We start from the raw sequence: 10,599 nt of genomic DNA on the forward strand, positions 1-10,599 counted from the left end.
CGCTGGTTTTCAACTTCTGGTTGACAACTACTGGTTGAAGTTGCCAGGCTCCTCCCATGACCGATCATGCGGAGGGGCCGGACGCCCTGGATCGTGCCGAAGACCCCGACCATGCCCGTGCCCGCCGGGAGCATGTCGCGCTGCGGCACGTGGTCGAGCGGCTGGCCGACGCCGAGCGGCCGGGGCCGACCGACCCGGCGGCTCGCCTCACCGCTCAGGAGGCCGTCCATCTCATCGCCTCCTGGGCCGCCGGCGGCGGGCGTTTTGCCGACGCGCCCGAGATGGACAGGACCGACATCATGGCGGCCCTGACGTTGCTCCCGCGCGCCCGCGCCGACTTGGACGTACTGGAGGCGAGCCTGCTGTTCGTCGCCCGGGACATCGGCCTGACCTGGCAGGACATCGCCTACGGCCTCGGCCTGCGGTCCCCGCAGGCGGCGCAGAAGCGGGCCGGACGCGGCACCCAGAGCCCGGGCCCGACCCCACCGTTACGGCCACAGACCCCAGCCGCAAGCGACCCCAAGGGTGAATGTGAGCACTGAACTCGCGGTCGAGACCGTCGGCATGGTGAAGTCCTTCGGGACCACCAAGGCCGTCGACGGCCTCGACCTGTCCGTCCCGGCCGGCGCCGTCTACGGAGTCCTCGGACCCAACGGCGCCGGCAAGACCACGACCCTGCGCATCCTGGCGACACTGCTCGCACCCGACGCGGGCAGCGCCCGGGTCTTCGGTCACGACGTCGTCCGCGAAGCGAACCGCGTACGGGAACGAGTCAGCCTCACCGGCCAGTTCGCCAGCGTCGACAACGACCTCACGGGCATGGAGAACCTGTTGCTGCTCGCGCGGCTGCACGGATACCGCGCCACGGCCGCCCGGGAGCGCGCACGCGACCTGCTGGAGGCGTTCGACCTGGTCGAGGCCGCCGACCGCCCGGCCCGCGGCTACTCCGGCGGAATGCGCCGCCGGCTGGACGTGGCCGCCGGGCTCATCGTCCGGCCTCAGCTGATGTTCCTCGACGAGCCGACCACGGGACTCGACCCCCGCAGCCGTAACGAGGTCTGGGCCATCATCCGGGCGACCGTCGAGCGCGGCACGACCGTGCTGCTCACCACCCAGTACCTGGAAGAGGCCGACCAGCTCGCGCAGCGCGTCGCGGTCATCGACCACGGCAAGCTGGTCGCCGAGGGCACCCCCGGCGAGCTGAAGTCCTCGGTGGGCCGCGGCTCACTGCGCGTCGAACTGACGGACCCCGACGATCTGCCGGAGGCGAGCCGCATCCTCGTCGGTGCTCTGGGTGTGCCGGCCGAGACCACCGGCCCGGCCCAACTCACCGCGCGGGGCACCGATCCCCGGAGCGTGGCGCACGCCCTGGGCGAACTCACCCGCACCATCGAGGTCGACGACTTCGCCATGGACCGCCCGAGCCTGGACGAGGTGTTCCTCGCGCTGACCGGGCGGCCCCCGACCTCCGAGGTGCCCGCCGCCCGCAAGCCGGGCCGCAAGTCCGGCCGCAAGCCCGCCACGAACGAGGAGAGCCGATGACGACCGCCGCGCGCCCGATCGAGGCGGAGGAGAGGCTGCTCAGGGTCCTCGGCGAGGACACCCGCCCCCAGCAGCGGCCCGGGGCGCTGTCCACGTCGCTCACGATGGGCTGGCGGGCGCTGGTGAAGATCAAGCGCTCGCCGGGACAGCTGTTCAACGCGACCATCACCCCCGTGATGTTCACGCTGATCTTCACCTACCTCTTCGGCGGCGCGATCTCCGGCAGCAGCCGCGAGTACCTGCAGTTCCTGCTGCCCGGCATCCTCGTGCAGGGCGTGCTGTTCATCTCCACACAGACCGGTGTGGCCCTCACCACCGACCTCCAACAGGGCATCTTCGACCGCTTCAAGTCGATGCCGATCTGGCGGCCGTCCCCGCTGACCGGCGCCCTGATCGGCGACGTGGTGCGCTATCTGATCTCGTCGGCCGTCGTGGTCGCCGTCGGGCTCGCCCTGGGCTTCCGGCCCGACGGCGGAGTGCTCGGCGTCACCGGCGGCGTGCTCCTCGCCGTCCTCTTCGGCTTCTGCGTCTCATGGATCTGGACGTTCCTCGGCCTGGTGCTGCGCACCCCGCAGGGTGTCTCCGCGCTCGGCATGCTGCTGCTGTCGCTCCTGACCTTCGCCAGCAACATCTTCGCCGAGCCGACCACCATGCCCGGCTGGCTGGAGGCGTTCGTCGACATCAACCCCATCGGGTACGTGGTCACCGCGAGCCGCTCCCTCATGAACGGGGACGGCACGGCCGACCTCGCTCCCGCCCTCGTCTCCTGCGCGGTGCTGCTGATCCTGTTCGTGCCGCTCAGCCTGCTGCGCTACAACAAGAGCGAATAAAGGAGCGGGCTGTAATTCAGCCCGTCAAACGGCGTTCCCCTCGTAATTTTTGAACGTTTGCCGCCGGTGGAGACCGTGGATAGCATCGTCCCCACCGCACCGGAAATCGTCCGAATTTTATTGGGGGAGCGCCGTGCTCAACAGTGAGAATTCCCGGGTCGACGTCCCCGAGATCGCGATGGTCGACCCCGAGGTACTCAGCGATCCGATTTCCGCCTATGGGAGGGCGAGGGAGCAGACCCCCATAGTGCGCCTCATGGCGCCCGGATTCGGTTCGATATGGGCGGTCACCCGCCACAGCGACGCCAAGGCCATGCTGAGCGACCCGCGCCTCGCCATGACCGCCGACAGCTGGAACCAGCGGATCCCGGACGACGTACGTCCCTACATGCTGACCATGTCGCACATGGACGGCGTCGACCACGGCCGGCTGCGCAAGCTCGCCGTACGGGCCTTCACCGCCCGTCGCGCCGCAGCCCGCCGCGACATGATCCGGCAGAGCGCCGACCGGCTCCTCGACGCCCTGCCCGGTCTCGCCGAAGAGGGCTCCGTCGACCTCCTGAAACACTTCGCCCAGCCGTTGCCCACCTTCGTGGTCGGCGACGTCATGGGCATCCCCGAGGCGGACCGGCCACTGTGGCGCGCCTACGTCGCCCGGATCAGCTCCGGAGGCCAGAGTTACGACGAGGCCCTGCGCGATGCCATCGAGGGCGCCAAGCGGGTCATCGAACTGCGGCGCGAAGAGCCCGGCGACGACCTGGTCTCCGACCTTCTGCGGGCCCAGGCCGAGGACGCGGACCGGATCAGCGACACCGAGCTGGTCACCATGGTGTGGCACACGGTCTTCGCAGGTCAGGACAATCTCGCCAACTTCATCGCCAACTCCGTGGTGGCCCTCCTCTCCCATCCGGAACAGCTCGCCGCCCTGCGCGCCGACCCGTCCCTGATGCCCCGGGCCGTTGAGGAGCTGATGCGGTGGCGGCCCCCGCTCCTGCTGACCGCCATCCGCTACGTCCTGGAGGACTTCGAGCTCTGCGGCGCGCGGGTGCGCGCCGGGGACTCCGTGGTGGCGGTGATCGCCTCCGCCAACCGCGACCCCCGCGTCTTCGACGACCCCGACACCCTCGACATCACCCGGCCCGCCGGCGCCGCGGTCCACTTCGGCTTCGGCCACGGAGCGCACTACTGCATCGGCGCCTCCCTGGCCGCCGTCGAGGCGGAGGTGGCGCTCGAGGCCCTGCTGAGCCGCTTCCCCGACGTCGCGCTCGCCGTCCCGCCCGAGGAGGTGCCGCGGCTGCCCAACCCCGGCAGCTGGCACCTCACCGCGCTCCCGGTCACCCTCTGAACCCTCCGAGTCCTCCGAGTCCTCCGAGTCCTTCGCGTCCTTCGCGGGAATCGGCTTGCGAAATGACTCGAGGAAGCACGCGGCCCCGATGACGAAATTCCCGGGTGTTCGAGTGCTTCATTGACGGCAGTCGGGTCGAACCATAGATTGACGACTGCCCGAATTTCCCGCCTCCCGAAAAGCAATTGATTGCAGCACTCCCGAGATATTCGAGAGTGCGGGGAGGTGCCGTGGAAAAGCGGACCATGCGGGGAGGTGAACCGATATGCGTTACCTGCACTGAAAGCAGAGATGAGAACGTACGGCCGTAGCCCGGCATGGTCAGACCAGCCGGGCTACGGCACCGTTGACGGGGGTTGCGCATGGCACGGCCCGCAGACACCGACACAGCAGACCTCGGCATACCCGAACTGATCGCACGCGCCGATGAGTTCATCCGGCTGTACAGCTCGGAGAACGCCGTCGACCGCCCGCCGGCCGACCGCATGGCCGAGATCCGCCGCGAGATCCGCCAGAGCGGCACCTACGTGCACACCGCCGGCGAACTGGCCTTCGGCGCCAAGGTCGCCTGGCGCAACAGCAGGCGCTGCATCGGCCGCCTGTACTGGCCCGGCCTCGTCGTACGCGACCTGCGACACCTGCGGACGGCCGAGGACATCCACCGCGCGTGCGTCGAACACCTGCGGCTGGCCTTCAACGGCGGCCGGATCCGCCCCACGATCAGCGTGTTCGCGGCCGACGGACCCGACGGCACGGGACCGCGCATCCACAACCCGCAGCTCATCCGCTACGCCGGCTACCGCGGCCCGGGCGGCCGCGTCACCGGCGACCCCGCCTCCGCCGACCTCACCGACCGCGTCCGCGCCCTCGGCTGGCCGGGCGGCCCGGGCACCCGCTTCGACGTCCTGCCGCTGCTCGTCGAGGAGCCGGGCAGCGCGGCCCGGCTCTTCGACCTCCCGCCCGACGCCGTGCGGGAGGTCCCGCTGCGCCACCCCGACCACGACTGGTTCGCCGACCTAGGCCTGCGCTGGTACGCGCTGCCCGTCATCTCCGACATGGCGCTGGAGATCGGCGGCGTACGGTACGGCGCCGCCCCCTTCAACGGCTGGTACATGGGCACGGAGATCGGCGCCCGCAACCTCGTCGACACCCAGCGCTACGACCTGCTGCCCGAGATCGCCGACCGGCTGGGCCTGGACCGCACCAGTGACAGGACGCTGTGGAAGGACCGGGCGCTGGTCGAGCTGAACGTGGCGGTGCTCTGGTCGTTCGAGCGGGACGGCATCACCATCACCGACCACCACACCGAGTCGGAGCGGTTCCTGCGCCACCTGCGCCGCGAGGAGAAGGCCGGCCGCACCGTGCCCGCCGACTGGTCCTGGATCGTGCCCCCTCTCTCGGGCGGCGTGACCCCCGTCTTCCACCGCTACTACGACGACCACGAGTCGTCGCCCTCGTTCCTGCAAGCACCGGCCCCCGGCCGCTGCCCGGTCACCGGACACGCTCCGACGGCCGCCGGCGAGGCCCACGGACCGGACCCAGAGCCGCCCGTCAGCGTCGGCGCCAACACCGGAGACAGCCGTGACCGTATCGCCCGCCCCTGAGGCCACCGACCCCCTGTTCAGCCCCCTCGACCCCGCGGTGCTCGCCGACCCCTACCCGGTCTACCGGCGGCTGCGCGAAGCCCGGCCGGTCTACTGGCACGCGGGCATCGACTCCTGGCTGATGACCCGGCACGCCGACTGCACGGCGATCCTGCGCGACTCCGCCCGGTTCAGCACCGACTTCCGGAAGATCGGCATCCCGACCCCGCCGACCCTGCTCAGCCTGCAGACCCTCGACCCCCCCGACCAGACCCCGCTGCGCCACCTCGCCCTCGACGCGGTACGCGCGCAGGACCTCGACGCGCTGCGCAAGGAACTCGGCGCGTTCGCCGACCGGTTGCTCGACGAGCTGGCGGGCCGGCCGTCCTTCGACTTCATCCACGACTACGCCGACGTGTTCACCCTGCGGGCCATCACCCGGTTCATCGGCGTCGAACCACCCGAGACCGACGAGGCGTTCGCCCGCTTCAACGACGACCTCGACCACAGCATGGACGCGCAGCTCGACCCCGACGCGGAGGAACCCGGACTGCGCGCCCGCGCCCACTTCAACGACCTGGTCCGCACCTGGCTCGCCGCCCCCGGCCCGCACGGTGTCCTGCCGGAGGTGGTGCGCCGCCTGCCCGGTTCCGGCGTCGAGGCCGACGACGTACTGGTCAATTCCGTACGCGCCTTCTTCCACGCGGGGTTCGAGGTGCCCAGCCGCTTCCTCGGCAACGCCCTCGCGGCCCTGCTGGCCACGCCCGGCGCGTGGGAGTCCCTGGTACACGGCGACATCGGCCTCGACACCGCCGTCGAGGAACTGATCCGGTACGTGGGCCCGGTGCAGGCACTGGCCCGTGCCTGCACCGAGGACACCGAGCTGGGCGGGGTCACCGTCAGGAGCGGGCAGGTGGTGACCGCGCTGATCGGCGCTGCCAACCGCGACCCCGCACAGTTCCCCGACCCCGAGACGCTGCGACTGGACCGCAACCCCAACAACCACCTGGGCTTCGGCCGAGGCGCGCATTCCTGTCTCGGCCTCAACCTGGCCCGGATCGAGGCACATGTGACGCTCGGCGCCCTGCTGCGGCATCCCGGTGTCCACGCGGCGGGCGAACCGGTGGTGCGGCCGAACGGCACGCTGCGCGGCCTCTCCCGGCTACCGCTCGCACTCGGCTGACCCGAAGGAGTCGGCGGCGATGGAGATGGTGAGCGGGAGCAGCGAGGCGGGCGTCCGGCCGGCCCCCTCGGCCAGGGCCGCGGGCGAGGCACGGCTGGCCCGGCTGGCGTCCGGCCTCGGCCTCGGTGACCGAAGCGGCGTGTGCGTGGAGGCCTTCGGCGCGATGACGGGCTCCTGGGGCACGGCCACGGCCGCGCAACTGGCCGAGTCCGACGTGTCGTCCGACGGGTCGCCGATGGAGTTCGCGATCGGCCTCGACGACGACCCCGCGCTGCAGTTCGCGGTGGAGGCCCTGCGCCCGGGGGACTGCCCGGTGGACCGCGTCGTCTCCGCCCGCGCCACGATGGCCGGCCTGGTCCGCCGGTACGGAACGGACGAGCGGCGGTGGGCGCAGGTCGCCGACCTGTATCTGCCCGAGAAGCCGGCCACCGAGCACGTCGCGATGTTCGGCGCCGAGGTGCGACGGCAGGGGGACGCCCGGTTCAAGGTCTGGTTCTACCCGGCCGTCGGCGGGCCCGAGCGGGCCGCGGAGCTGTGCGAACGGGGTCTTGCCGCTGTCGGGCTCGGCGCGGCCTGGCCCGCGGTGACCGCGCACATGGCGCGGGGCGAGCGTCTTGACCGGCCGGTGATGTTCTCGCTCGACCTCTCGGCGGACCCCGAGGCGCGGGTCAAGCTGTACTTCCGGCACTACGCCACCGATGCCGACGGCCTGGCCGAACTCATGGCGCCGTACCCGGGTTTCGCGGCCGCCCCCGTGCGGCGGTTCTGCGAGACGATGCTGCCCGAGGCGGCCACCGACCTCTCCGCTCAACCCCCGGTCACCTGCCTGTCGTTCACCGGGGCGCGGCCCGCCGGGGCCGGCGGCGCGACCGTCTACCTCCCCATGTGGATCCACGCCCCGGACGACGAGGCGGTGCGCCGCCGGATGAAGGCGGCGCTGGCCGCCTGCGACCGGTCCTCCGGCCTCTACGAACGCGCGCTGCGCGAGGTGGCGTCCCGCCCGCTCGCCGCGGGCCGGGGCATCCACAATTACGTGGCCTGGCGTCCGGGCCCCGGCCGCCCCCGGCTCAAGGCGTACTTCTCGCCCGAACTGCGGCACACGGACCCGACGGCGCGGTACGCCCTCGAAGGGCGGGAATGACCGTCGAAAGGGCTGCCGCCCGTCACTGACAACGTGCCATAATCGGGCCTCGTGTATGAGCCTGTGGTCGACGCGTGGAAGCGATATTCGGGACTGGTGGACAGGCCCGGCACCCCCTGGCGTGTTCCGCCGGGGGTGCTGGCGGAAATCCATACCCGTTTCGGGCAGCTTGACCTGCTGATGGAATCCGTCGTGACGGTTCTGGATTCGTCGTGGGCATCGGCGGACGAAAGGCAGACCGCCGCCGACGAACGTCGGGTATTCCTTCGGGCATGGGACTGGGCGTCGGTGTACACCGACGCCTTCTACTTCTTCGGCTGGCGTACGGTCGACCTGCTCAACGGCACCGTGGGCGGCCCTCTGCCCTGCCTCGAACCGGTCCGGCCGGCCGGTCTCCTCGCAGTCCGCGACGTCCTCCACGAGCACCCTGAGAGCCAGGGCGCCTACTACCGGCACGGCCTCGAGCTCCGCGACGAGGCCCTGGAGAAGATCAGCCGCGCCGCGGACGTGCTCGCGGCGGGCGGCGACGGCACAGGGCCGGAGGGTACGGGGCCCGGCGGGCGGTGAAAGCACGGTGCCGGGGGCCATGAAAGCACGGCCGGGCGGGCGGTGAGCCCGCCCGGCACCTGGACCGAACCGTCACTTCAGCATCTCGACGACCGGTGCGAACGACTCCAGCCACGGTTCCAGGACCACGATGTAGCTGAGGCCGAACCGCTCCCGGTACTCCGTCAGCCGATCGGCGATCTCCCGCTGCGACCCGATCAGCCAGGCCGGCGCCGCGAGCAGCTGCTCGGGGGTGAAGTGGGCCAGCGGATGCCGCGCCCACTCCTCGGCGGTGCCCCGCGGATCGTCCGTGACGATCACCTGCTGCACCAGCAGGTTCAGTTCCACCTCCGCGACCCGGGCGCCCAACTGCTCGCGGACCAGGGCCACCCGCTCGCCCAGCTCTTCCGGGCTCGCCAGCTGCGGGAACTCCCCGCGCCCCGCGAAGATGCCGGTGAAGCCGATGATGTCGGCGTGCTCGGCGGCCAGCCGCAGCACCCGGTCGCCGTTGCCGGCCACCAGCAGCGGCGGGCCGCCGGGCCGCACCGGCCGGGGCGAGTGATCGGGGTTCACCATCAGCCCGCGCAACTCCTTGACCGTGCGCTCCAGTTGGCTGACGCGCTCACCGGCGGACGGGAACGGCACTCCGTCGGAACCGGTGCCCTGACGGATGGAGCCGGCCGCCAGCCCCACCTCCAGGCGGCCGTCGGTCAGCAGGTCGGCCGTGGCCGCCTCCCGGGCCAGCAGCACCGGGTTGTGGAACGCGGCGTTGAGGACGAAGGAGGTCACCCGGATCCGCTCGGTGGCCTCGGCCGCCGCCACCAGGGCGGGGAACGGGGCGGGCGCGCCCAGGTGGTCCGGCACGCCCAGCACATCGAATCCCAGGTCCTCGACCTTGCGGGACTTTTCTGCCCATTCACGCCGCGGCGCGGGCGTGACGAGATTGACGCCGAAACGGAACGGCCGATTCTCGGGAAGAGTCATGGGGCGACGTTAGCAGCGGAGCCGGAATCCGAAAATGAACGCGCTTTTGCGTCCACGACCGGTACTTCCGCGTCGGCTGTTCAAATTCTGCAATCTTGACACCGGCAAGGCCGTGATCGAGTCTCGGGACGAATGTCACTTGCCTTGTTTCCTTCATCGCGTGGGGAGAAGGAGTTTTTCGTGCGCCCAGAGCAAGCACCCGCCGAAACCACCGCGGGGAATTCGATACCTGCCCCGCCCTATTCCGAGGACGACGGAAAAGCGCTCCAGGACTGGTTCCGCGCCATGCGGGACGAACACCCCGTCCACCAGGACCCCGTGACCGGCGCCTGGATGGTTCTCCGGTACGCCGACGTCGTCACCGCCAGCCTGGACCACGCCACGTACTCCTCCGAACTGTGGCGGGCCTACCCGGCCGAGTGGGGCAAGGGAGACGCCTGGGGCCAGGGCCGACTCACCGAGATGGACCCGCCGAGGCACCGGCTGCTGCGAGCACTGATCGGCAAGGCGTTCAACCAGCGGACGGTCGCCGGCCTCGCCCCGGAGATCGAGGCCACCGTGGAACGCCTGCTGGACGCCGTCGACGGCAACCCCGAGATCGACGTGGCCCGCGATCTGGCCGACCCCCTGCCGGTCATGGTGATCGCCGAACTGATCGGGCTCCCCTTCGAGGACCGCGAGTTGCTGCGGGGCTGGGCGGACCGGCTGCTCTCCTTCGAGGCGGGCGACCTGGCCGGCGAGGAACTCGTCAAGGCGATCGACGCGGCGGGCGCCGAACTCCTCGCCTACCTGCGCGAGCACTACCGGCTACGGCGCGGCGCACCCAAGGACGACCTCTTCAGCAGGCTCGCGCAGGCCGAGGTGGACGGCGAACGGCTCACCGAGGAGGAGGTGGTCAACATCGGCAAACTGCTGCTCATCGGCGGGCACGTCACCACCGCCTGCTCACTCGCCAGCCTCGTCTTCGAGCTGCTGCGCCACCCCGACGCGCTGACCGCCGTACGGCAGGACGCGGGCCTGATACCGGCCGCCGTCGAGGAGTCGGTCCGCTACCGCCCCGCGGTGCCGAACAGCCTGCGACTGACCACTCGTGACACCGAACTCGGCACAGTCGCCATCCCCGCCGGGCAGTTCGTGTCGCTCTCCGCACTGTCGGCCAACCACGACGAGCGGCAGTTCGAGGAGCCCGAGCGCTTCGACATCCACCGGCAGCACAACCAGCACGTCGGCTTCGGGCAAGGCGTCCACTACTGCCTGGGCGCGCCCCTGGCCCGCACCGAGATCCGGATCGCGCTGACGGCGCTGCTGCGGCGGTACCCCGTCCTCGAGAGGACCGACGGCCCCCTCCAGTACTACCGGAACCCGAGCATCGCCGGTCTCAGGTCCTTCCCCGTCGCCGTCGCACGAGGCTGACGGCTACCGCCGCCGACGGCTCCCACCCCTCC

General features: G+C 71.0%; 10 protein-coding genes. 9 read left to right on the plus strand and 1 reads right to left on the minus strand.

What is annotated here, in order from left to right; translation table 11 throughout:
* The first annotated feature begins 56 nt into the window (after positions 1-56).
* The 8 genes from QF032_RS34145 to QF032_RS34180 all read left to right on the plus strand — a co-directional run bounded on the left by QF032_RS34145 (position 57) and on the right by QF032_RS34180 (position 8,191).
* Positions 57-542: a DNA-binding protein gene (locus QF032_RS34145; RefSeq protein WP_307047810.1), complete on the plus strand. Its 486-nt coding sequence runs from the start codon at positions 57-59 to the stop codon at positions 540-542.
* The gene (locus tag QF032_RS34150) at positions 532-1,542 is read left to right on the plus strand and encodes an ATP-binding cassette domain-containing protein (RefSeq protein ID WP_307047812.1); all 1,011 of its coding nucleotides are present in this window, start codon (positions 532-534) and stop codon (positions 1,540-1,542) included. The genes QF032_RS34145 and QF032_RS34150 overlap by 11 nt, the downstream gene beginning before the upstream one ends.
* The gene (locus tag QF032_RS34155; RefSeq protein WP_307047814.1) at positions 1,539-2,372 is read left to right on the plus strand and encodes an ABC transporter permease; all 834 of its coding nucleotides are present in this window, start codon (positions 1,539-1,541) and stop codon (positions 2,370-2,372) included. The genes QF032_RS34150 and QF032_RS34155 overlap by 4 nt, the downstream gene beginning before the upstream one ends.
* Positions 2,373-2,628: 256 nt before the next feature.
* Entirely contained in the window at positions 2,629-3,717 is a 1,089-nt protein-coding gene (locus QF032_RS34160; RefSeq protein WP_306947196.1) for a cytochrome P450, read from the plus strand.
* A 362-nt stretch (positions 3,718-4,079) separates the two neighbouring features.
* Positions 4,080-5,321, plus strand: coding sequence for a nitric oxide synthase oxygenase (locus QF032_RS34165; RefSeq protein ID WP_307059090.1), 1,242 nt, complete (start codon positions 4,080-4,082; stop codon positions 5,319-5,321).
* Positions 5,299-6,483, plus strand: a complete 1,185-nt coding sequence (locus tag QF032_RS34170) for a cytochrome P450 (protein WP_306947192.1) — start codon at positions 5,299-5,301, stop codon at positions 6,481-6,483. Before QF032_RS34165 ends, QF032_RS34170 begins: the two co-directional genes overlap by 23 nt.
* 19 nt (positions 6,484-6,502) lie before the next feature.
* Positions 6,503-7,624 carry a tryptophan dimethylallyltransferase family protein gene (locus tag QF032_RS34175; RefSeq protein ID WP_307047819.1) on the plus strand — a complete coding sequence of 374 codons (1,122 nt, stop codon included), beginning with the start codon at positions 6,503-6,505 and terminating at the stop codon, positions 7,622-7,624.
* Positions 7,625-7,816: 192 nt separating this feature from the next.
* Positions 7,817-8,191: a hypothetical protein gene (locus QF032_RS34180; RefSeq protein ID WP_307047821.1), complete on the plus strand. Its 375-nt coding sequence runs from the start codon at positions 7,817-7,819 to the stop codon at positions 8,189-8,191.
* Positions 8,192-8,263: 72 nt separating this feature from the next.
* Here QF032_RS34180 and QF032_RS34185 read toward each other — a convergent pair whose 3' ends face one another.
* Positions 8,264-9,154, minus strand: coding sequence for a TIGR03621 family F420-dependent LLM class oxidoreductase (locus QF032_RS34185; RefSeq protein WP_307047823.1), 891 nt, complete (start codon positions 9,152-9,154; stop codon positions 8,264-8,266).
* Positions 9,155-9,334: 180 nt separating this feature from the next.
* On the opposite strand from QF032_RS34185, the gene QF032_RS34190 reads away from it, so the two are divergent.
* Positions 9,335-10,567 carry a cytochrome P450 gene (locus QF032_RS34190; protein WP_307047825.1) on the plus strand — a complete coding sequence of 411 codons (1,233 nt, stop codon included), beginning with the start codon at positions 9,335-9,337 and terminating at the stop codon, positions 10,565-10,567.
* The last annotated feature ends 32 nt before the right edge of the window (positions 10,568-10,599 follow it).

It is taken from the genome of Streptomyces achromogenes, assembly GCF_030816715.1.
GTDB classification, from domain to species: Bacteria; Actinomycetota; Actinomycetes; order Streptomycetales; family Streptomycetaceae; genus Streptomyces; species Streptomyces achromogenes_A.

Coding starts and splice junctions, on each gene's coding strand:
- QF032_RS34175 (WP_307047819.1), top strand. CDS start 6,503: ATGGAGATGGTGAGCGGGAGCAGCGAGGCGGGCGTCCGGCCGGCCCCC.
- QF032_RS34155 (WP_307047814.1), top strand. CDS start 1,539: ATGACGACCGCCGCGCGCCCGATCGAGGCGGAGGAGAGGCTGCTCAGG.
- QF032_RS34160 (WP_306947196.1), top strand. CDS start 2,629: ATGGCGCCCGGATTCGGTTCGATATGGGCGGTCACCCGCCACAGCGAC.
- QF032_RS34185 (WP_307047823.1), bottom strand. CDS start 9,154: ATGACTCTTCCCGAGAATCGGCCGTTCCGTTTCGGCGTCAATCTCGTC.
- QF032_RS34165 (WP_307059090.1), top strand. CDS start 4,080: ATGGCACGGCCCGCAGACACCGACACAGCAGACCTCGGCATACCCGAA.
- QF032_RS34145 (WP_307047810.1), top strand. CDS start 57: ATGACCGATCATGCGGAGGGGCCGGACGCCCTGGATCGTGCCGAAGAC.